Raw genomic sequence first — 20,922 nt, 5'->3', positions numbered from 1 at the left:
ACGATGCGCCAGCTGTGGTGAAATCGTCAAAAAAACATTGGCCGAACGGGTCCATCGTTGCCCTTTTTGTGGCTATGAACAGGATCGGGATGTCAATGCGGCCATCAACATTCTGCAACTCGCAAGACAAAAAGCCTCTTAAAACTCAATCAGGCCAGGAACTGGCCTTCGTGGAGAGTGCGGCAGGAGTCGGCTCGATGAAACGAGAAGCTCGCCCTTTCAATGGCGAGAGGTTCACAAGAAAGTCATAGGAATGGATGAAGTGGATTGCCGCCTTTCTTCACAAGCAAGAAGGGTGGTTTTTTTGAAATTAGGGGTCGATTTTTCTCCCTTTTTGCCAGTTCCCATCTTTCTACTTAACAAAGGATTAATATTGAGATGCTTTAATTGTAACGAGTGATTTGTTGAATCGGGACGTAGGTCTTAAGTCCTATTCGGCTAATGAAAATATCACATTTTAAATCGGATTGGTCGAAACAGTCACGAAAACCGAAGGTGATTGCGAAGTATTAAGAGGGAGGATAAGACGATGGACCGGACAGAGGGGATGAATCCGTCTGATAAAATGGTGATCGAGAAACCAACGATCAAAAGATGATTTCTTTCCATAAGATTAATCAATAGGAGTGGGGTATTTCCATGCTTCTCATCCCTTTGCTGTTGGTCGGACTGCTGCTCCTCGGTATTTGGGAGTGGCGAAAACATCAAAAAGTGATCCAATCGATCCCCTTACGCATCAATGTTAACGGGATTCGCGGCAAATCGACGGTTACCCGCTTGATTACGGGGATCATGATTGAAGCGGGGATGCACACAGTCGGGAAAACCACCGGAACCCAGGCACGCATGATCTATTGGTATACTGATGAAGAAGAGCCGATCATCCGGCTTCCGGAGGGTCCCAATATCCGCGAACAGAAGAATGTAGTCACCAAGGCTTCCAGGATGGGGGCGGATTGTCTGGTCAGTGAATGTATGGCAGTCAATCCGGACTACCAAATCGTGTTCCAGGAACGGATGCTAAAGGCCAATGTGGGTGTGATCGTCAATGTTCTGGAAGATCATATGGATGTGATGGGCCCTACCTTGGACGAAGTGGCCGAAGCTTTTACGGCGACGATTCCGTACCGGGGATATTTGATTGTCAATGAGAGTCCCTATGTCCCTTATTTTCGAAAAATCGCCCGCCGGCGAAAAACCCGGGTTATCGTCTGTGATACCAGCCGGATTTCGGAGGATTATCTGCGCCAATTCGAAACGATGATTTTCCCGGAAAATGCCGCTTTAGCCTTGGCTGTGGCCGAAGCGGCGGGAGTCGATGAAGAAACCGCTTTCCGGGGGATGCTGAACGCCCCGCCGGATCCGGGAGCGATGAGCATTTTGCCTGTCGGCGATCCACAGCGTCCGGCCTATTTTGCCAATGGATTTGCCGCCAACGATGCGGCCTCCACTCTGAATATATGGCAGCGGATTACGGAGCTGGGGTATCCCGTGGAACAGCTTCCCGTTGTCATCATGAACTGTCGTCCCGATCGGGTGGATCGGACGGAACAGTTCGCGGAGGACGTGTTGCCCCAGATTGAAATGGAGGCTTTGGTTGTGATCGGAGAGTCTACACGACCGATCATAGAAGCCCATGAACAGAGAAAGATTTCAGCGAGAACCTTGCTCAACCTGGAAGAGGCATCCACCGAGGAAGTGATGGAACAACTGACGCCGCTGTTGAGCGACCGGGTGATTTACGGTGTCGGAAACATCCACGGGGCCGCGGAGCCGTTGTGTGAAGCGCTGGAAGAGATGAAACATAAACCGATTTCTAATGTGAGCTAGAAAAACTGGGAGGAAACCGGATTGTTTGGGTCGGATTTATATATTTCCCTTGTTGTCGGAGTTGTGTTCAGTCTTTTATACGCTGAGAAAACGGGGATTGTTCCGGCGGGGCTTGTTGTTCCCGGTTATCTCGGGCTGGTATTTGATCAGCCGGTTTTTATCCTGACGGTTTTAGGTCTCAGCTTTTTAACGTATTTAATTGTGACTCATGTAATCGGCCGGTTTACGATTTTATACGGTCGCCGGAAATTCGCGGCGATGCTGACAATGGGGATTGTATTGAAATTGTTGTTCGATTATTTTTATCCCCTTGTCCCGTTTGAAATATTTGAGTTTCGGGGAATCGGCATCATTGTACCCGGGCTGATTGCCAATACGATTCAAAAGCAAGGGTTGCTCCCCACCGTCGGTAGTACCCTCATTTTGAGCGGTCTTACCTTTTTGACCATGTTCGTCTATTATTTGTTTTAAGCGGGGTTGGCAGGATGGAGCGATTAAACCGGAAAGAAAGGCTATTACGAAGGATTAAACGACATAAAAAAAAGGCGGGAATCCATACGTCGGCGGCCTTCCTGTTGTGTGTGGCCGCCATCGTTTTGATCAACGTTCTGAATCCCGGATCGACGGCCAACTCGCAACCGTCTGATGAAGATCATCTTTTGACTTTGAGTGTCGTCGGGGATATGATGTTTGGCCGACATGTGAAAAAAGCCGTAGATCGTTACGGTTATGAACACCCTCTGGATAAGGTAAAGCCTCTCTTGCGCTCGTCCGATCTGGTGACGGGAAACTTCGAACACCCGATCCTCTTGGAGCCTCCGGAGAAATACCCTGTCTTTGATAAATCGATTCGCCTCCATACCGAAAAAGAGGCGGCCAAAGCGCTTAAAGAAGCGGGCTTCACCTCTATCAATCTGGCTAATAATCATACCATGGATTACGGGGGACCCGGTTTGGCGGATACGAAAAAAACCTTTGACGAAGTCGGCTTGGAAACGGTGGGCGCCGGGCGGGATCGATATCAGGCTAAACAGGTTGCTTACCAGGAGGTGAATGGCTTGAATGTGGCCACCCTGGGGGTGACGGATCGCTATCCGAAAGGTTTTTCCGTGAAACAGAGTTCCCCCGGCGTTTTGCCGGCAACCCCGAAAACCGCTCTTCCCCTGGTGGAGAGTGCCGCAAAAAATTCGGATCTGGTCGTTGTCCATATTCACTGGGGAGTGGAATATGACAATAATGTTCATCCCCGACAGCGGGTTTTCGCCCAGGCGTTAGTGGATGCCGGAGCGGACATCGTAGTGGGTCATCACCCCCATGTATTGGAGCCCGTCGAATTTTATAAGGGGTCGGTGATTCTCTACAGCACGGGGAATTTCATCTTCGACCAAGGCTGGTCACGGACCCGGGAAACTGCGGTTTTTCAATACAAGCTTTCCAAGGACGGCAAAGCCCGGCTGGAGATTCATCCGATGCTGATCCGAGAAGGACAGCCGCGCCCCCTGGATGGAAAACTGAATGTGTATCGTCGGGAAAAGATCTATATGCAACTGACGAGCGATATAATGAGTAGCGAGGCGTGGAATCAAAAGTGGAAACGCGAAGGACCGAAGCTGGTTCATGAGTGGGATCCCAAGGTCCTGAAGAAGAAACAGCGGGGGAGTGGTCAGGAGTGAAGACAAAAACACTCAATATCCTGCTGTCGGTGATCGTGGTATTGGGAATGACAGGGTTTTATCTGTCCGAGGCGTTCGGAAAGGATCCTTCCCAGCGTCGATTGTATGATACCAGTCTGTTTGAAAAAGGAGGGGGAGAGCAGGGGTATAGTGTCGCTTCGGCCCACCCTCTTGCCACCGACATCGGGATGGATATTCTGGCCCGGGGCGGAAATGCCGTCGATGCGGCGATCGCCATTTCCTACGCTTTGGGGGTGGTGGAACCCCATGGATCCGGAATCGGCGGGGGAGGGACCATGCTGGTTTACCCGGCTGACGGAAAAGAACCGGTTATCTACGATTATCGGGAAGTTTCTCCGTACAGCGGTGCGAGATCCACTCAGGGAATCGGAATTCCCGGCTTTGTTTTGGGCATGGAGACGGCTCACAATGATTTTGGATCGGTGAAAATGGCGGATTTGATCGATCCATCCATCCAATTGGCCCGTCAGGGTCATCCCATCACGTCCATCGATGAATCGCGGATTGAACGGGCGGCTTATCGGATGCCCACCGCCGACTTACCCAACTATTATCCGAATGGCGTCGGGTTAAAAGAAGGGGAGATCCTGAAGCAGGAAGAGCTGGCCCGGACGATGGAACAGATTCAGCAACAGGGATCCGATGTTTTTTATAAAGGGGCGATCGGAAGGGAGATCGCCGGAAAGGTTGATTCTATCACCATGGCGGATTTGGCCCGGTACCGGGTGGAAAAAAAGAAGCCGGTCCGGGGTACGTTCGCGGGTTATGAAGTGTTGGCCCCACCCGCTCCTTCCGGCGGAATTATGTTGATCCAGATGTTACAGATGGCCGAGTCCCTTCAGATCGATAAAACGAAAGATTTGAAAGCGGACTTTGTTCACTTGACCGGCGAGATCTACAAGCGGAGCTATCGGGACCGGTTGCAAAAGATCGGAGATCCCGACTTTGTCGATGTTCCTCAGCAAAGAATGACCACGGTCGACCACGCTGAGGAGTTGGCGGCGGATATTCCGAAAAAAAAACTGTCCCAGGATCTCAAGTTGAAGCTGGATTCCCAGGCGGACCAGGAGGATCATGACAATACGACCCATTTTGTGGTGGTGGATCAAAACGGGATGATGGTGTCAGCGACCAATACGGTCAGCCACTTCTTCGGTTCCGGGGTCTATGTCAAAGGTTTTTTCCTCAATAACCAACTGAAAAATTTCAGCTTAACTCAGAAATACCCCAATCGGTATGAACCGGGGAAACGTCCCTACAGTTATACCACACCGTCTGTACTCGTCAAAAAAGGGGAATCCGTCATCGGGATCGGGAGTGCCGGTGGACGACGAATTCCGGCGATGGTTTCCCAAACGCTGATTCGGCATTTAAAATACGGCATGCCGATCCAAGAGGCGTTGAAAGCTCCGCGGTCTTATGTGAAGATCGAGGATAATACCGTGGCCATGGAGAAGGAGTTCCCGGACTCCGTGCGCACGGAATTGAGTCGACGCGGATATCCGGCGACAGCTACCTCTTCTCCTTTATATTTCGGAAGCATTCAGGTGATAAAAATGGACCTGAAGACCGGGAGGTTTGAAGGCGGTGCCGATCCGAGGCGGGACGGAACCTGGAGTGCGGAATATTGATTTCCGGGAAGGAGGAACCGGAAAGAGCCGTTACAGAACAGTGAGTAGAGAAGGTGGAGTACCTTGAGGCGGTTTTTAAAAACCATTTTTCCGATCCTGTTCCTGGGATGCGTCTTGTTTGCTATGATCGGTTTCAGGCATTTGCAGACTTTGGACGCTCAGGAGATGCGGTTGATCGAGGAATTCAGGGAGCGCTGGATCCAGGAGGCGAAAGGACCTTCTTTGGAAAAAGGACCGAACCGGCAACAGGGTGGTTGGGCTTTATCCACCAATGCCCAGGGATATTTCGGATCGGACTATTATGCCCATCCCCCGGGAAACGGGTCGGCGACTTTTACCTGGTCGTTTAAGGTGAAACAGACGGGTCGTTACGAGGTGTTTGTCAATTATGCTTCGGCCTTTGATCGTGCCAGCAACGCTCCCTATACCATTCATCACACCGGAGGAGAGACGGTGAAGATGATCGATCAGCGCACCGGTGGTGGCCGCTGGGTTTCCCTGGGAGTGTATTCCTATAAAAAAGGGGAAACGGGAAGGGTGATTCTGTCCAATCGAGCGAACGGCTTCGTGATTGCCGATGCAGTCCGTGTGATCGATAAGGACAACCGGTCCACCAAGATCATCCTGGATAATAACCGTCCCGGTCAGCGGGCGGATACACAGAGTCCTTCCACTGACAGTCGATAAGAATCGCGGTGGACAAAACACGATTTCTTCACCCAAAACATCATGAATGGATCATATAACCTGATAAAGCCCCGGCTCGTTGAGAGTCCGGGGCTTTATCGTGGGTCGGGCAAAAGATTGTGTCCGTCTCTTTAGCCCGCATACCGTTTCCAAACCCGGTCGACGGCGGGTCCATAGGCCTCCCCGAAGAGATTGAGGTGAACCAGCAAATAGTAGAGCTGATAAAGAGGCTTTCGTTCCTCATAGCCCGGTTCCAAGGGGTAGGCCTCTTGGTAAGCATCGTAAAAGGCAGTGGGAAACCCGCCGAAGAGCTCGGAAAAAGCCAGGTCCACTTCCCGGTGGCCATAGTAGATGGCGGGGTCGATCAGACAAGGACGCCCGTCCGTTCCGGTCATCCAATTACCGCCCCATAAATCTCCGTGCAGAAGCCCGGGTCGGATGGTAGGGTCCCCAATCCAGCGGTCCAGCCGCTCCATCAGACGTTCCAATCCTCGGGCGCGGGAGGCGGGGAGGCGTTTGAGTCGAGAGGCGCATTCGACTTGGGGCTGCAAGCGCCGTTCTCGGTAAAAGTCCGCCCAGCGTTTCATCGGCCGGTTTGCTTGTGTTAACAGGCCGATAAAGTTGTCCGACTCCAACCCGAAGGAAGAAGCGGACTCACGGTGAATCTTGGCCAATCCCTGGCCCAGCTGATGGGCCGGATCGGCCGATTCTCCGCCGGGTCGGGTGTCCAGCCACTCGAGGAGGATCCAGCCGGTTCCGTTCCCGTCGGAATGGCCGATCACTTCCGGAATGCGGATCAAAGGGGTGACGTTCAATTGGGATAACCCTTCCCGTTCGGCGGAGAAAAAACCGGCGGGAGCATCTTTCCGCATTTTGAGGAAATAGCGGTTCTCCTTTGTTTCCAATCGATATGCTTCGCTGATATCTCCGCCGGATACGGGTTGGGCCTGCATCAGCGGACTGAAGTCGCGCTGTTTTTCCTGTAAAACCGCCTCCAGGGATTGCCTCAGGTTTTCCGTCAACATCAAAGGTTTTCACGCCGGCGGATCTCCCGGATAATCCCTTGGCATCCCGCTTCCACCAGTCTGTAGGTTTCGTCGAAATCCCCGGTGTAGTAAGGGTCGGGGACTCCTTCGTAATCCGAATCGTCGATAAAATCGACCAGACGATAGAGCGGTTGTTCCGTTTTTCGGGCCAGTTGTTTGACGTCGCTGTAATTGTTCTCGTCCATGACGATCACGTAGTCAAAGGTATTTAAATCCTCAGGTGTCACTTGGCGGGCGAAGATACCCTCATCGGAAATGCCCCGACGGGCGAGAAGTTTTCGGGTTCCCCGGTGAGGCGGTTCTCCGGAATGCCAACCTCCCGTACCGGCCGAATCGACTCGAACAGATGAGTCAAGTCCCTCTTCGCGCAGTTGGTAACGTAAAACCGCCTCCGCCATCGGGGAACGGCAGATGTTGCCCAGACAGACGAATAAGACGGATATCACATCGATGCCCTCCTTTTAGCGACAGATACCTTTTTATCCTAACATAATCGAATCGACTTCCCTAACTTTTTGAAACCGCTTGCAGAAAAAAGGTCTTGCAATCGGGGAGTGTCCCTTCTATAATGTCCGTTATACAAAAACAAATGTTTACTATTGGGGGACGGTTTTTTGAGTCGGCGAAAAGAGACGTATTACCTGATTCGGTCGGATATGTTACCGGAGGCGATTCAGAAAACAGTGGAAGCCAAAGCACTGCTTACCTCCGGCGAGGCGCCGACGGTTCAGGAGGCGGTGGAAACGGTGGGTATGAGCCGAAGTTCCTTCTATAAATACAAGGATGGGGTCTACCCTTTTAATGCCTTAATGAAAGAGAAAATCGTGACCGTGGCGATGACGTTGGATCATCGCGCTGGGGTATTATCCAGCATTTTATCTTATTTGGCCATGCAGAAAGGGAATGTGTTGACGATCCATCAAACGATCCCGTTGCAGGGAGTTGCCGGTGTCACGATGTCTTTGGATACCGCCCAGTTGGTAACGGATGTGACAACGATGGTGGAGGGCTTACAGGAGTTGGACGGTGTAAAGGGAGCGTCCTTGGTTTCGCGGGGAGAGTAGTGGAAAGTAAAAGGAGTGTGAGAGAACAATGGGAGAGGATACAGTCAAAGTGGGACTGATGGGACTGGGGACCGTCGGTTCCGGTGTGGTGCGCTTGATCGAGGATCATCAGGAGGACTTATACCATCAGACAGGACGACGGATTGCCATCGAAAAAGTTCTGGTTCGGGACCGGTTGAAGAAGCGTTCCGTTCCCTTCGGGAAGGGTCTGCTAACCGACCGGGCGGAGGATCTTCTGGAAAACAGGGAGATTGATATCGTCGTGGAGGTGATGGGGGGAATCGAGCCGGCCCGGGAATATATCCGAGAAGCGTTGCTTCAGGGAAAACATGTGGTGACGGCCAATAAGGATCTGATGGCCCTTCACGGAGCCGAATTGCTCTCTGTCGCCGCTGAGAAGGGATGCGATGTTTTTTACGAAGCCAGCGTAGCCGGGGGCATCCCCATCCTGCGGGCTTTAGTGGAGGGATTTTCTTCGGACCGTATTACCAAAATGATTGGAATTGTCAATGGAACAACCAATTATATTTTAACCGAGATGAAGCGGAGGGGAGCACCTTTCGGCGAGGTTTTGCACCAGGCTCAAACGCTGGGCTACGCCGAGGCAGACCCCGCTTCCGATGTGGACGGGCTGGATGCGGCCCGGAAAATGGCGATCCTGGGAACCCTGGGTTTTCGCATTCCACTCTCCCTGGAGGAAGTCAAGGTTCGGGGGATCGCCGATGTGACTCCGGAGGACGTCCAGTTTGCTGAGCAGATGGGATATATCCTGAAACTAGTGGGAATCGCCCAACAGGATCATGGAAAGGTCGAAGTGAGTGTACAGCCGGCCCTGTTAAGCGGGGATCATCCCCTCGCTTCCGTGGAGGGTGTCTATAACGCCGTTTCCGTTTACGGCGAAGCGGTGGGGGAGACGATGTTTTACGGACCCGGAGCCGGGGAGATGCCCACTGCAACCGCTGTCGTTTCCGATCTGGTCACGGTGATTAAACAGATGCGCCTAGGAGTCAACGGTCGGGGAACGGTCGCTCCTTACCGGGAAAAACAGCTGAAATCTCCCCGGGAAGTTTTCGCCAAATATTTTCTGCGCCTCCATGTGGCGGACGAATCCGGGGTGATGGCCCGGCTGACACAAATGTTCGCCGAGGAGGAGGTCAGTCTGGAAAAAGTGTTGCAGCTTCCCCGTTCCCGGGAGAAAGAAGCGGAGATTATCCTGATTACTCACACCGCCAGTCTGCATCAACTTTCCCGGGTTCGGGAGCAACTGGAAGAGTCGGATGTGGTTATTCGTATCCAGAGCGACTACCGTGTAGAAGGGGGATTGTCATCATGAAATCCGGAATCATTTCACGTTACCGATCCTTTTTACCAGTGACCCAACGAACACCTCAACTGACTCTGCACGAGGGAAACACTCCCCTGATTCGTGCCGATGTCTTATCCGATCGCTGGGGAATCGATCTATATCTGAAAATGGAGGGATGGAATCCGACAGGATCCTTTAAAGATCGGGGGATGGTGTTGGCTGTGGCCAAAGCGGCGGAAGAGGGCAGTCGGGCGGTGATTTGTGCTTCCACAGGCAACACTTCTGCCTCTGCCGCCGCCTATGCCGCCCGTCTGGGTTTGCGCTGTGTCGTAGTGGTACCGGATAACCGCGTCGCCTTGGGCAAGCTTTCTCAAGCCGTCGTGTACGGAGCCGAAGTGTTGGTGATCGAGGGCAATTTTGACCAAGCTCTGGAGATGGTGCGGGAGATCGCGGATGACCAGGGGTTCACCCTGGTAAACTCAGTCAACCCCTACCGGATTCAGGGACAAAAGACAGCGGCCTTCGAGGTGTGTGAACAGTTGGGGGAAGCTCCGGATATCCTGGCGATTCCCGTCGGCAATGCCGGGAATATATCCGCCTACTGGAAGGGGTTCATCGAGTTTCACCAGACTTCCCGCAGCAGTCGCCTCCCGCAAATGTGGGGATTTGAAGCGGATGGAGCGGCACCGATCGTTCGGGGAGAGCCTGTGGAGCATCCGGAGACGGTGGCAACAGCGATTCGCATCGGAAACCCTGCCAGTTGGAAAACGGCGGTGGCCGCCGCAGTGGAATCCGGTGGTCGGATGGATACCGTAACCGATGATGAGATTTTGCAGGCTTACCGGGAATTAGCCCGGTCGGAGGGGATTTTTTGCGAACCCGCTTCCGCCGCCTCGGTTGCCGGGGTGTTCAAGCAAAAGCAATCGAATGAGCTCCCGGATGGAGCACGGGTTGTCTGTGTTCTCACTGGCAATGGGTTGAAAGACCCGTCTACGGCGATGGATGCCGTCACAGTCAAGCCGAAAAAGCTTCCCTGCGACCGGGAAGCGGTTCGGGAAGCCATTGACAGCAGGGAGGGCACCGTCCATGGATCGTTGGAAACCCTTTGAAGTCGTTGTTCCCGGAAGTACGGCCAATCTCGGTTCGGGTTTCGATTCTTTGGGAATGGCGGTGGACCGTTTTTTGCGCCTGCGGATTTCCCCTTCGGACCGGATGCGCATGAAAACCCGGGGGGGTGTACTGGAACAGGTGGACCTCGATGACAATAATCTGATTCTCCGGGTGATGAGGGAAGCCTTTCGGGAAAAGGGGCGAAGGTTGCCGCCCCTGCTCCTGGAAGCTGAAAGCGATATCCCCTTGATGCGGGGGCTGGGCAGCAGTGCCGCCGCCATTGTGGCGGGATGGACCGCTGCCAACCGTCTGCTGGGAAATCCCTGGAGCAGAGAGGAGTTATTACAGCGGGCGACCCGAACCGAAGGACATCCGGATAATGTCGGTGCCTCTCTGTACGGAGGGGTTGTCATCACCTCTTGGGATGGGCGGCACGCCCATCTGTTGCAGGCAGAGACCCCTCCGTTGACTATTGTGGCGGCGGTGCCCCTGGTTTCCTTGGCGACCTCGGAAGCGCGTCATGTGCTGCCGGAACATTTGACCCACGGAGAGGCGGTTTTGGGAAGCAGCCGGGCCAACCTGTTGACAGCCGCTCTGTTGACGGGAAACTGGGAAGCACTCCGGGTGGGGATGAATGACCGGTTTCATCAGCCGTACCGCCTTTCCCTGGTCCCGGGATTGCAGGAGATGCTGGAAGGTGCTTACCGGCACGGAGCTCTCGGTGCGGCCCTCAGCGGTGCCGGTCCGACTGTAATCGCTTTTACCCTGGATCCGGAATCGGTCTCCGAATACATGGAGGATGTTTTTCAAAACCTGTCCGTCCCCGCGGATATTTTTATCCTTCGTCCATACGATCGGGGGGCTGTAGTCGGATTGACAAACGAGTCGGACCGTAGTACGTTATTGGGAAATTTATAAATCGGTATCGCTGAAACCGGAAAACGGGATGTCCCGTATGATCGGGAAACGGTTTCCGGATGGATTGGATCAAGCGGTACTTTTTCAAAGGAGGAAATGATGAAAGAGCCGGTAGCCTACTTAGGACCCGTTGGAACGTTTACCCATGAAGCGGCACGGGCGCTTTTCCCCGGTCATGACCAGGCATTGACACCTTACTCCTCCATTCCCGATGTTTTGACGGCGGTGGACCGTGGGGAATGTGAGTACGGAGTCGTTCCTGTAGAAAATGCGATCGAAGGTTCTGTCAATTTGACCCTCGATTGGCTGATTCACCAGGTGGAGGTGCCCATTACCGCTGAATTGATCTATCCTATATCCCAGTACCTGATGATTCACCCGGACCAGGCCGGCCGGCCTTTAAACTCCTTTACCCGGATCTTGTCTCATCCTCAGGCCTTGGCTCAGACACAGATGTACCTGCGGAAGCACCTGCCCCGAGCCGCCCTATCTTATGTGGAGAGCACCGCTGATGCCGCTCTCCGAGTACAGGAAAACCCCGGTGAGGCCTGGGTCGCTGTCGGGACGCGCAGTGCCGGCGAATTGTACGGGCTGAAAATCGTGGCGAGAGAGATTCAGGATGTTCCCAACAACTTTACTCGGTTCATCGCTGTTGGCAAAGAGATCTCCTGTGAACCGGGATCGTCCTGGAAGAGCAGTCTGTTAGTCTCTCTTCCTTCGGATTTTCCCGGTGCGTTGTATCGGGTTCTGCAATCCTTTGCCCGGCATGGAGTCAATCTGTCCCGGATCGAGTCGAGACCGACCAAAAAGAGATTGGGAACTTACCATTTTTTTATCGATGCGGAAACCAAGCTGGAGCATCCGTCGATGAAACAGGCGATTCAAGAGGTGGAAGCGTGGCAATGCCGAATCCGCCGGTTCGGATCTTATCCCAGTTACACTTTTGACAAAATCAATGTCTTCCAACCGGTTGACAACCGGGAAGCTGAGGCATATAATCAGCGTTAAATTAAATATTGGGAACACTTCAATCAGGAGGATACCTAGGGTTCCGCAGTCCTTTCAGACTGGACTGGTCCGAGTGGTATCAACACCAGATTCGGTGTACACCGTGGGGAAAAAAGCCTCATGCGGCAGGTTCTGATCGTTTGCTTCGACCTGCGCAATGAAGGCTTTTCTTATTTCAATAACGATTTCGGGGGTGCGTGTGTGATGGAAGAGCGTTGGGTGTACATGAATGGCGAATACAGGCGGAAGGCGGAGGCCACCGTTTCTGTGTTCGATCACGGATTTCTTTACGGTGATGGCGTTTTCGAAGGGATTCGCGTATACGAGGGCAATGTGTTCCGGTTGCGGGAGCATCTGGAGCGTCTTTATGACTCGGCGAAATCAATCCTCTTGAACATTCCCCACTCCATCGATGAATTGGAGGAAGCAGTGGTGGAGGCGGTCCGGAAGAACGGGCTTTACAATGCCTACATTCGTCTGGTTGTCTCCCGGGGCAAGGGGGAGCTCTGTTTGGATCCGGCCAAGTGTGCCGACCCGCAAATGATTATCATCGTCGACCAAGTGAAAATGTTTCCGCAAAAGCTGTATGATCAGGGACTGAAGATCATCACCGTGCCGACTCGCCGCAACATTCCCGACGCTCTCAATCCCAAGATCAAATCCCTCAATTATCTCAACAATATCCTCGTTAAAATCGAGGCTAACCAGGCCGGAGTCAGTGAAGCGCTGATGCTCAACTCCGACGGTTATGTGGCGGAGGGTTCCGGTGATAATATCTTTATCGCCAAGGGGGGCATCCTCTATACCCCGCCGGGCTATGTCGGAGCTCTGGACGGAATCACCCGGCGGGCGATCCTGGATTTGTGCGATCGCCTCGGGTATGAAGTGAAAGAGCAACCCTTCACCCGTCATGATGTCTATATCGCTGACGAATGTTTTCTCACCGGCACCGCCGCCGAAGTGATCGCCGTCGTGGAAGTGGATGGTCGCCCTATCGGCAACGGTCAACCGGGATCGATCAGCCGGCATCTCCGAAAAGAATTTCGGAAACTGGTCACTGTGGATGGTGTCCAAGTGTACCCGGAGAGCAAAAAAATGGAGCTGGAAGCGGAAAAACCTTCCCACTCCTCCACCAGTAAAGCAGAACCGGTATATTGAGAAAGAGAAAACGGTTCGCTGGTCTGACCAGCGGGCCGTTTTCTCTTTTTTAAAAACACAGCTATTCGTTATTCCAACCATTCGGTGTGGAAGGTTCCTTCCTTGTCCACCCGTTGGTAGGTGTGGGCGCCGAAATAGTCTCGCTGGGCCTGAAGGAGGTTCGCCGGGAGGCGCGGGTTGCGGTAGCTGTCGAAGTAGGCGAGAGCGCCGGACATACCCGGAACCGGGATTCCGCGGCTGACGGCGAGAGCAACCACTTCCCGCCAGGCGTTCTGGTACTTTTCCATCACGTTTTTGAAGGAAGGATCGAGTAGAAGGTTGGTCAGTGCCGGATTTTTGTCGTAGGCCTCCTTGATGTTTTGCAGAAAGCGGGCCCGAATGATACAGCCGCCGCGGAAAATCATGGCGATACTGCCGTAGTCCAGGTTCCAGCCGTACTCTTCCGAGGCGGCTCGCATTTGGGCGAAACCCTGGGCATAAGAGCAGATTTTACTGGCGTAGAGGGCCTGGCGGATCGCTTCAATCCACCTTGCCTTTTCTTCAGAGGAGATATCGGGTTGGGGCCCGGTAAGATGACGGGCCGCTTGTTTTCGCTCCTCTTTCATTGCAGACAGGAAACGGGAGAAGACGGATTGGGTGATAATGGACAGGGGTACGCCCAAGTTGAGAGCGCTCTGGCTGGTCCACTTCCCCGTCCCTTTTTGGCCGGCGGTATCCAGAATAAGATCCACCAGGTGTTGGCCGGTCTCCGGGTCGATTTTGGTGAAGATGTCCGCCGTGATTTCGATCAGGTAGCTGTCAAGCTCTCCCCGGTTCCATTCGGAAAAGACTTGATGCAGTTCCTCATTGGAAAGGCCGAGGACATCTTTCATCAGGTGGTAGGCCTCACAAATGAGCTGCATATCGCCGTATTCAATGCCGTTGTGCACCATTTTCACATAATGGCCCGCTCCGTCAGGTCCGATGTAAGTGGTACAAGGATCCCCGTCCACTTTGGCGGCGATGGCAGTCAAAATCGGTTCCACTGCCTCAAAGGCGCTTTTTTGGCCGCCGGGCATGATCGAAGGGCCTTTCAAAGCTCCCTCTTCCCCACCGGAGACACCGGTTCCGATGAAGCGGAAACCCTCCGCCTCCAGCTCCCTTGTCCGCCGGATCGTATCCTCGAAAAAGGCGTTGCCGCCGTCGATCAGGATATCGCCCGGTTCCAGATAAGGCTTCAGTTGTTGAATGGTTTGATCGGTCGCTTCGCCGGCCTTTACCATTAACAGGATTTTGCGGGGAGATTCCAGGGATTGAACGAACTCTTCAAGGCTGTAAGTGCCGAGAATCTTCTTTCCTTCCGCCTCTTTCACGAATAGCTCCGTTTTCTCCGCAGAGCGGTTATAGACGGAAATGGAAAAGCCTTTTGACTCGATGTTGAGGGCTAGATTCTTTCCCATGACGGCCAGTCCGATAACGCCGATCTGTTGTTTGGACATAAAAGTTCCTTCCTTTCTGCATCCTTGGTGGTAATGGTTGATCGATAATAGACGATAGTTCCTCAGTATATTCCCCGTTTTGGCTGCGGTCAATCTCCTTTTCGGTCGGCTCAGCTCAAGCCAATACGTCGTTCCGGGTAAATACCGTGAAAGCGACTGCCAAGGCCGCCAAGGACCAGACGGTTAATACCGCCAGGGAGAAGGGGAGAGTCATCCCTTCGATCATGGTCGACGACCCGGAGAGGTAATCCGTCAGACGGAGGTTGGTAAATGCCAGATACTTGAGCGCAGTCCAGGTCGGAGCCAACTGGGTGAGCAGGTTACCCGAGATCAAGGCCGCCAACATCACCCCCATGCTGGCGGCGGTACTTCGCACCAGTACGGATACCATGAAGGAGAGGGTGGCTACAGCGGCACAGGCGAACCAGGCCAATCCGTATCCCATCAGAAGATATTTCCACTGCGGGATGAGATGAACATGGTCCGTGACTAGCTCTCCGTTCTGTTGTGAAAAACCGGTGAGAACGGGCATATTCCAACCGGAGTAACCGAAGATGACGCCGGAAATCAAAATGGCCAATACGGCAGTGGCGGTCACGATAAAGGAGACGAGCAGAATCAGAGCCAGGTATTTACTCAGAAGGATTCGCCATCGTCGCACCGGACGGGTAAGAAGCAGTTTGATCGTTCCTCCGGCATGCTCGGAGGAGACGATATCCGAAGCAACGACGACCACTAAAAGCGGAAGGAATAGAGAGACCGATTCTTCGACAAATTCCCGGGCGAAGGTGGGAGCTCCCGGTGCGGCGGGATTGATGTCGTGATCCAGGTAGTATTGCTGTTGTTGGATATTCAACTTGAGAGACTCTCTCCATTCATCCGGCAACCGGCTGGAAGAGAGCCGGTTTTGACTGTCGATGATCTGCTGTTGCAACACGGTTCGCCAATCCGATGTTCCCAGCTGTTCGATCGTGGTCTGAACGGTCCGGTATTGGGCATAGGTAAAAATGGGAATCAAGGCGACAACGATCAGGAGAATTACCCGGACACGCTTTTTCTTAATCATTTTTAACAGTTCGTTATAGATCAGACTGACCCAGTTATGCAATCGGATCCTCCTCCGTCATCTGGAGAAAGATATCCTCCAGAGTTGGATGTTGTTGACGGATGGCCGTGACGCGCACTCCGGCTTCCAGCAGACGTTGGTTGGCTTCGCTGATTTTTTCCTCCGGCATATGTGTGAGGATATCGTGTTCCGTGGATCGCTCGACGGTGGTAACCCCGGAAAGAGACTGCAAAATATCCATCCCCTGATCCGGAGGATCCAACCGCCATTGAACCGGAGAGTCTCCCTCCAACAGCCGACTGACGGGGCCTGTCCGGATAACGGTTCCCCGGTTGATAATGGCGACCCGGTCGCAGATCCGTTGCACTTCATGCAGGATATGGCTGGAGATGAAGATACTGATTCCCTTTTCCCGGGCCAGTCGTTGGATAAACTGGCGCATTTCCCGGATGCCGGCGGGGTCCAAGCCATTAGTGGGCTCGTCCAGAATCAACAGTTGGGGTTCTCCCAGCAGAGCCTGAGCGATGCCGAGGCGTTGCCGCATTCCCAGGGAATATGTTTTAACCGCATCATCGATGCGCTGGTCCATTTCCACCAGTTCCACCACTTCTTTGATTCGTTTCGGGGACACTTTTCCTTCCATGCGGGCGAACATCTCCAGATTTTCCCGCCCGGTCAGGAACGGGTACATTTCCGGATTTTCCACGATACAGCCGACGTTGCGGATGGCCTTCAGGTAATCCCGTTTCAAATCGTATCCGGCAATGTTCACCTTTCCTCGGGTGGGGCGGATGAGACCGACCAGCATGCGGATGGTGGTTGTCTTACCCGCTCCGTTGGGCCCGAGAAAGCCGAAAATCTCCCCTTGTCCCACTTCGAACCGGATATCTCGAACGATTTCCCTTTTACCGATCTGTTTGCTCAAATCTTCCACGGACAATACCGGATATTTTTCTTTACCCGCCATTGACGGATCCCTCCCCGTCCACTTGCATCGCTTGCATCAACCGTTGAGACATGAATGCATAGCCTTTTTCATTCGGATGAAAATGATCGCTGTACAAATATTTTTCCGGATTCAGCTGGAAGATGTCGTCTATGGGAACGACAACGACTTTGGTATATTCCTGAGACACCGCCCGGATGGTTTGGTTCCACTCCGTGACCAAAGCCGAGGTTTTTTCACTGTCCTCCAAATGACCGAAGGGATTGTACAATCCGAACAGGAAAACAGGGGCATCGGGGTTTTGTTCGCGGATGTCGGATAAGATGGACTGCAAATTTTTTTCATAGGCTTGGCGAGTGTTTTCCGCTTTTTCAAGATCGATCTTTTCCAGTGATCCACTGCCGCGGAAAAGATCGTTGCCCCCGATGGTAACGGTGATCCAGCGGGATTCTTTCAAAAGTCTTTGGACCCGGTCCTGTTGGATTTGTTTTGTCAGGTCTTCGGAGGTTTGGCCCTTAATCCCGAGGTTGACGGCGCTGATCCCACGATTTTTTTCCCGCAGGGACTGGTGAACCCGCTCGAAGTATCCTTGTCCGTTTGTATCCCCGGTTCCCCGGGTCAAGGAGTCTCCCAAACCGAGGAGCAGATCCTTCTCCATCCCCCGGGTTTCATCCGTATCCGACGGGTTCCGGGAATCCGGAGATGGGGTGGAAGGTCCTGTCACTTCTGTCACGGCGAGTCCGAATCCGATGGCTAGGATGATCAGAGAGGCGACAGCGAGAAAACTGAAGGTGATCCAAATCAGTCTTCCTTTGATTTTCATGGCAGTCTCCTTTACTGGAAAAAGTCGAAACAGGATCAAGATTGTCTGAAAACACTGTAGGTTGGTCGGAGCCGTGTTATTGGTAATGTCTCCGGGAAGAGGCGGTTGCGAGAGGAGTGAAAGGCTTATAAAGTGGACCGTTTCGGATCATCATGTCGAAACGCCCATTCTCATGCTTACCATACTGTTTGCCCTCTCCTTCGTCAACCGGATTTCTTCATCATCTTTTCCATATCCAAGGTGGGCAAATGGGTGATGGGCGCATATACATAAAACGTATGGCTTTTTGAGGGAGGGAATGAGATTGAAACTTCACGTGGTGCAGTCGGGGGATACGCTATGGAAAATCGCCCAGCGCTATGATATCTCTTTACAGAAACTGATGGATGCGAATCCTCACATCGAGGATGCCGAATGTATGAAAGACGGATTAAAGGTGCGTATTCCCACGGGGAAGGTCAAGGTGTCTGAAACGAAGCAGGAAGAGGCTTTTGCAATGGGGGAGTCACCGGATTCGCCGCAAATGGAGGGAATATCTGATCCAGGTCCGTTCGAAGAAGATCTCTCCCGGGAGTCGAGCCAGGAAGACAGGGAGTGGCCGGATCCTTATTCTCCGATGATGCCGCCGATGCCTGAAGCTCCCCGATATCCTGAGACTCCAATGTCCCCGATGCCCGGAGTTCCCCAATATCCGGAGACTCCGATGCCGCCGATGTTCCAAGGCCCGGAATATGGACCCGGGATGCCGATGCCCCCGATGCCCGGATATGCCCCTGGACCTCCAGGGGGAATCCCTCCGTCGGAGATGTATCCGCCCGGAATGCCGGGAATGCCCATGATACCCGGATATGAGGCTTTTATGCCGATGATGCCTGGATACGGAGGAGCCTTCTTTCCGATGATGCCGGCTCCGGGAGGTTTTTCCAACCCCTGTGGTCCTTGCGGGTCTGATGGATACGACCCGGGAAGTGCGGAACAGCCGACAGGCGGCGGAGGTTTCTATTCGCCGGGATCACCGGTAAATCAGCCGATACCAGGGGGCTACGGCATGGACATTCAGCCGGAGCCGAATTCTCCGGTGTCTGATCCGGGAGATTCCCAGGGAACGAAACCGCCTTCTTCCTCCTTACCTCCGATGCCTGCTTTTGAAGATGAAGAAAGCAGTTCGGCGGAGGATTAACGTCCGGACCATCCGCTCGAAGGGAGGTTGGGGATGGATCCCAGAGAGAAAGGTCAGTGGGAGCGGGCTTTAGGGGCATCGATTACTGAAATGGTTTCGCTGCAGCGAAGCCGGCTTCTCATCACCCGGCGGGGGAACTGGGTCGTAAAACCGGTCCGTCGTCCCGAACACCTCCTCTGGTGGAGCCGGGTGGATCGGGAATTAAGAATTCGGGGGTTTCAGCGGATGCCGGTTTTCCGAACAGATGGATATCGCTGGATATTCACTGAGTGGGTGAACGGGCAGACGGCCAGCTACCGGAGGAAAGAGGAGCTTGTCCGTACAGCCGGTTTGTTGGCTCATTTCCACCGGGCCGGAAAGGGATTGTTTACGCCGGCCTGCCGCGAAGCCGCCTTTTTGTTATCCGACCGGCTCGATTCCCGGCTTCGCGATTTTTTCAAGTTATGGAAAGAGCGAAGAGATATTCCGGGGGAGGCGGGTCATTTGCTTCGCCGTTATGGCTTCCGATTTTACCGGTTGGGTGAGGAAGCCTGGAACCGCCTGGATCAGCTTCCCTGGGAGGAATGGATTCGCTGGGAAAGAGGATGCCGTTTTTTGACCCATCGGGATCTGGCGAGTCACAATGTTTTGCTGGATCGGACCGGTGGTCCGTGGTTGATCGATTTTGAAACTGCCGATTATGATGGTCAGGTGGGGGATCTGTGGCAACTTTTGTCCCGGGGGATGTGTGAGCACAACTGGGATTTACAGGTCTTCCGGGAAGTGGTGGGTACTTATGAATCGATTCGACCCCTATCCTCGCTGGAAAAACGATTGCTGACCGTACTACTGGGTTTCCCCAATGAATTCTACCGGGAATTGTCGGGATTGATCAGGAAAAAACCGGGTTACCGCAAGGAAAAAACGTTGCCTCATCTTCGGAGGATCATCCGGACGGTCCCCTTATGGCGGCGCTTTCTCTGGGAGATCGACTGTTGGTGAAAGCACCGGGCTTATGGTATCATGAAAATGATCTCATGAGAGTGGGTCCGGCTCCGAATTCTCCGGTATAGGAGCAGGTAATGAAAAATCTGTGGAGCATGGAAAGGATCCGCCTTGCCATTATGGAGCAGGTGGATCTTTTGGTGTTTCACGAAGGAAGAGGTGATCAGCAGATGGCGGGTCATTCCAAATGGAAGAACATCCAGCATCGAAAGGGGCGCCAAGATGCCCTGCGGGGGAAAATCTTCGCCAAGCTGTCCCGGGAGATCACCGTGGCCGCCCGTGACGGCGGTGATCCCGATACCAATCAAAAGCTTCGCCTGGCCATTTCCAAAGCCCGTTCCCAAAACATGCCCAACGAAAACATTGAACGGGCGATCAAGAAAGGGACCGGTGAAGAAGGGGGCAGTCACTACGAATCAGTCACCTATGAGGGATACGGTCCGGGAGGAGCCGCTGTCATGATTGAAGCCCTTACGGATAACCGTAACCGGACTGCTGCGGATGTCCGCCATATTTTCAATAAGCGGAACGGCAATTTGGGCGAAGCGGGCTGTGTCGCCTGGATGTTCGAGCGGAAAGGGCTGTTGCGCATCGATCGTCATTCGACGAAGTTCGAGGAAGACGATGTGATGATGGAGGCATTGGAAGCCGGAGCGGAGGATTTTGAAGCCCTGGATGAATCTTTTGAGGTTCTTACATCACCGGATACCTTTGAGGATGTAAAAAATGCTTTGGAAGAACGGGGCTTTCGATTTTCCACGGCGGAAGTGACGATGCTTCCTTCCAATACGGTCGATCTCACCGGTGAGGATGTTCCGAAGATGTTGGCTTTGATGGAATCCCTTGAAGATCACGATGATGTCCAAAACGTGTATGCCAATTTCGACATGGATGACCGGGAATTGGAAAATTACGACCGTTCATCCTGACCCAGGGGCCATCCTTATGAAAAAAGGAATCTTTTAAAAAGATGAGCCCGAGAATACGGGCTCA

Annotated in this window: 21 protein-coding genes; 15 read left to right on the top strand and 6 right to left on the bottom strand. The window is 53.3% G+C overall.

Going from position 1 to position 20,922, the window contains the following annotated elements:
• The 6 genes from CHM34_RS20095 to CHM34_RS02855 all read left to right on the top strand — a co-directional run.
• A partial coding sequence (locus CHM34_RS20095; protein ID WP_141201615.1) for a zinc ribbon domain-containing protein occupies positions 1–142 on the top strand: 142 nt, incomplete at its 5' end.
• A 497-nt stretch (positions 143–639) separates the two neighbouring features.
• Complete coding sequence (pgsB, locus tag CHM34_RS02875; RefSeq protein ID WP_094263036.1) at positions 640–1,830, top strand: poly-gamma-glutamate synthase PgsB; 1,191 nt, start codon at positions 640–642, stop codon at positions 1,828–1,830.
• A 21-nt stretch (positions 1,831–1,851) separates the two neighbouring features.
• Positions 1,852–2,301 (top strand): poly-gamma-glutamate biosynthesis protein PgsC, encoded by a 450-nt coding sequence (gene pgsC, locus CHM34_RS02870; RefSeq protein WP_094263035.1) that lies wholly within the window; start codon positions 1,852–1,854, stop codon positions 2,299–2,301.
• 14 nt (positions 2,302–2,315) lie between these two features.
• Complete coding sequence (locus CHM34_RS02865) at positions 2,316–3,503, top strand: CapA family protein (RefSeq protein WP_094263034.1); 1,188 nt, start codon at positions 2,316–2,318, stop codon at positions 3,501–3,503.
• Entirely contained in the window at positions 3,500–5,155 is a 1,656-nt protein-coding gene (gene ggt / locus CHM34_RS02860; protein WP_094263033.1) for a gamma-glutamyltransferase, read from the top strand. Before CHM34_RS02865 ends, ggt begins: the two co-directional genes overlap by 4 nt.
• A 63-nt stretch (positions 5,156–5,218) precedes the next feature.
• Entirely contained in the window at positions 5,219–5,842 is a 624-nt protein-coding gene (locus tag CHM34_RS02855) for a golvesin C-terminal-like domain-containing protein (RefSeq protein ID WP_094263032.1), read from the top strand.
• A 131-nt stretch (positions 5,843–5,973) separates the two neighbouring features.
• Here CHM34_RS02855 and CHM34_RS02850 read toward each other — a convergent pair whose 3' ends face one another.
• Complete coding sequence (locus CHM34_RS02850; RefSeq protein WP_094263031.1) at positions 5,974–6,867, bottom strand: fructosamine kinase family protein; 894 nt, start codon at positions 6,865–6,867, stop codon at positions 5,974–5,976.
• The gene (locus tag CHM34_RS02845) at positions 6,867–7,334 is read right to left on the bottom strand and encodes a low molecular weight protein-tyrosine-phosphatase (protein WP_094263030.1); all 468 of its coding nucleotides are present in this window, start codon (positions 7,332–7,334) and stop codon (positions 6,867–6,869) included. Before CHM34_RS02845 ends, CHM34_RS02850 begins: the two co-directional genes overlap by 1 nt.
• A gap of 168 nt (positions 7,335–7,502) precedes the next feature.
• Between CHM34_RS02845 and CHM34_RS02840 the strand changes: the two genes are divergently transcribed.
• From CHM34_RS02840 to ilvE, 6 genes are all read left to right on the top strand, one after another.
• Complete coding sequence (locus CHM34_RS02840) at positions 7,503–7,952, top strand: ACT domain-containing protein (RefSeq protein WP_094263029.1); 450 nt, start codon at positions 7,503–7,505, stop codon at positions 7,950–7,952.
• A gap of 28 nt (positions 7,953–7,980) precedes the next feature.
• Positions 7,981–9,285 (top strand): homoserine dehydrogenase, encoded by a 1,305-nt coding sequence (locus tag CHM34_RS02835; protein WP_094263028.1) that lies wholly within the window; start codon positions 7,981–7,983, stop codon positions 9,283–9,285.
• Positions 9,282–10,367 carry a threonine synthase gene (gene thrC, locus CHM34_RS02830; protein WP_206093735.1) on the top strand — a complete coding sequence of 362 codons (1,086 nt, stop codon included), beginning with the start codon at positions 9,282–9,284 and terminating at the stop codon, positions 10,365–10,367. Before CHM34_RS02835 ends, thrC begins: the two co-directional genes overlap by 4 nt.
• Positions 10,345–11,286 carry a homoserine kinase gene (gene thrB, locus CHM34_RS02825; RefSeq protein ID WP_169713552.1) on the top strand — a complete coding sequence of 314 codons (942 nt, stop codon included), beginning with the start codon at positions 10,345–10,347 and terminating at the stop codon, positions 11,284–11,286. Before thrC ends, thrB begins: the two co-directional genes overlap by 23 nt.
• A gap of 99 nt (positions 11,287–11,385) precedes the next feature.
• Entirely contained in the window at positions 11,386–12,294 is a 909-nt protein-coding gene (pheA, locus tag CHM34_RS02820) for a prephenate dehydratase (RefSeq protein ID WP_094263025.1), read from the top strand.
• A gap of 204 nt (positions 12,295–12,498) precedes the next feature.
• On the top strand, positions 12,499–13,452 hold the full coding sequence (gene ilvE / locus CHM34_RS02815; protein ID WP_094263106.1) for a branched-chain-amino-acid transaminase: 954 nt from the start codon (positions 12,499–12,501) through the stop codon (positions 13,450–13,452).
• Between the two features lie 68 nt (positions 13,453–13,520).
• Here ilvE and gnd read toward each other — a convergent pair whose 3' ends face one another.
• The 4 genes from gnd to CHM34_RS02795 form a co-directional block, all read right to left on the bottom strand.
• Complete coding sequence (gene gnd / locus CHM34_RS02810; RefSeq protein ID WP_094263024.1) at positions 13,521–14,930, bottom strand: NADP-dependent phosphogluconate dehydrogenase; 1,410 nt, start codon at positions 14,928–14,930, stop codon at positions 13,521–13,523.
• Positions 14,931–15,045: 115 nt separating this feature from the next.
• Positions 15,046–16,038, bottom strand: coding sequence for an ABC transporter permease (locus CHM34_RS02805; protein WP_094263023.1), 993 nt, complete (start codon positions 16,036–16,038; stop codon positions 15,046–15,048).
• The gene (locus CHM34_RS02800; protein ID WP_094263022.1) at positions 16,031–16,963 is read right to left on the bottom strand and encodes an ABC transporter ATP-binding protein; all 933 of its coding nucleotides are present in this window, start codon (positions 16,961–16,963) and stop codon (positions 16,031–16,033) included. Before CHM34_RS02800 ends, CHM34_RS02805 begins: the two co-directional genes overlap by 8 nt.
• A complete protein-coding gene (locus CHM34_RS02795; RefSeq protein WP_094263021.1) occupies positions 16,953–17,765 on the bottom strand; it encodes a GDSL-type esterase/lipase family protein in 813 nt (270 codons plus the stop codon). Before CHM34_RS02795 ends, CHM34_RS02800 begins: the two co-directional genes overlap by 11 nt.
• 304 nt (positions 17,766–18,069) lie before the next feature.
• Between CHM34_RS02795 and CHM34_RS02790 the strand changes: the two genes are divergently transcribed.
• From CHM34_RS02790 to CHM34_RS02780, 3 genes are all read left to right on the top strand, one after another.
• On the top strand, positions 18,070–18,945 hold the full coding sequence (locus tag CHM34_RS02790) for a LysM peptidoglycan-binding domain-containing protein (RefSeq protein ID WP_169713551.1): 876 nt from the start codon (positions 18,070–18,072) through the stop codon (positions 18,943–18,945).
• Between the two features lie 33 nt (positions 18,946–18,978).
• Positions 18,979–19,926 (top strand): phosphotransferase, encoded by a 948-nt coding sequence (locus CHM34_RS02785; protein ID WP_094263019.1) that lies wholly within the window; start codon positions 18,979–18,981, stop codon positions 19,924–19,926.
• Between the two features lie 173 nt (positions 19,927–20,099).
• Positions 20,100–20,858, top strand: coding sequence for a YebC/PmpR family DNA-binding transcriptional regulator (locus CHM34_RS02780; protein WP_094263105.1), 759 nt, complete (start codon positions 20,100–20,102; stop codon positions 20,856–20,858).
• The last annotated feature ends 64 nt before the right edge of the window (positions 20,859–20,922 follow it).

The organism is Paludifilum halophilum, assembly GCF_002245355.1.
In the GTDB taxonomy this organism is placed as follows: domain Bacteria; phylum Bacillota; class Bacilli; order Thermoactinomycetales; family DSM-45169; genus Paludifilum; species Paludifilum halophilum.
The sequence above is the reverse complement of the archived record's forward strand: the minus strand, read 5'-3'. Positions and strand labels throughout refer to the sequence as shown.

Bases quoted from the DNA above. Each gene is read 5' to 3' on its own strand.
- pgsB (WP_094263036.1), top strand. From the start codon at position 640: ATGCTTCTCATCCCTTTGCTGTTGGTCGGACTGCTGCTCCTCGGTATT.
- CHM34_RS02865 (WP_094263034.1), top strand. From the start codon at position 2,316: ATGGAGCGATTAAACCGGAAAGAAAGGCTATTACGAAGGATTAAACGA.
- CHM34_RS02850 (WP_094263031.1), bottom strand. From the start codon at position 6,867: ATGTTGACGGAAAACCTGAGGCAATCCCTGGAGGCGGTTTTACAGGAA.
- CHM34_RS02835 (WP_094263028.1), top strand. From the start codon at position 7,981: ATGGGAGAGGATACAGTCAAAGTGGGACTGATGGGACTGGGGACCGTC.
- thrC (WP_206093735.1), top strand. From the start codon at position 9,282: ATGAAATCCGGAATCATTTCACGTTACCGATCCTTTTTACCAGTGACC.
- thrB (WP_169713552.1), top strand. From the start codon at position 10,345: ATGGATCGTTGGAAACCCTTTGAAGTCGTTGTTCCCGGAAGTACGGCC.
- pheA (WP_094263025.1), top strand. From the start codon at position 11,386: ATGAAAGAGCCGGTAGCCTACTTAGGACCCGTTGGAACGTTTACCCAT.
- ilvE (WP_094263106.1), top strand. From the start codon at position 12,499: ATGGAAGAGCGTTGGGTGTACATGAATGGCGAATACAGGCGGAAGGCG.
- gnd (WP_094263024.1), bottom strand. From the start codon at position 14,930: ATGTCCAAACAACAGATCGGCGTTATCGGACTGGCCGTCATGGGAAAG.
- CHM34_RS02800 (WP_094263022.1), bottom strand. From the start codon at position 16,963: ATGGCGGGTAAAGAAAAATATCCGGTATTGTCCGTGGAAGATTTGAGC.
- CHM34_RS02795 (WP_094263021.1), bottom strand. From the start codon at position 17,765: ATGAAAATCAAAGGAAGACTGATTTGGATCACCTTCAGTTTTCTCGCT.
- CHM34_RS02785 (WP_094263019.1), top strand. From the start codon at position 18,979: ATGGATCCCAGAGAGAAAGGTCAGTGGGAGCGGGCTTTAGGGGCATCG.
- CHM34_RS02780 (WP_094263105.1), top strand. From the start codon at position 20,100: ATGGCGGGTCATTCCAAATGGAAGAACATCCAGCATCGAAAGGGGCGC.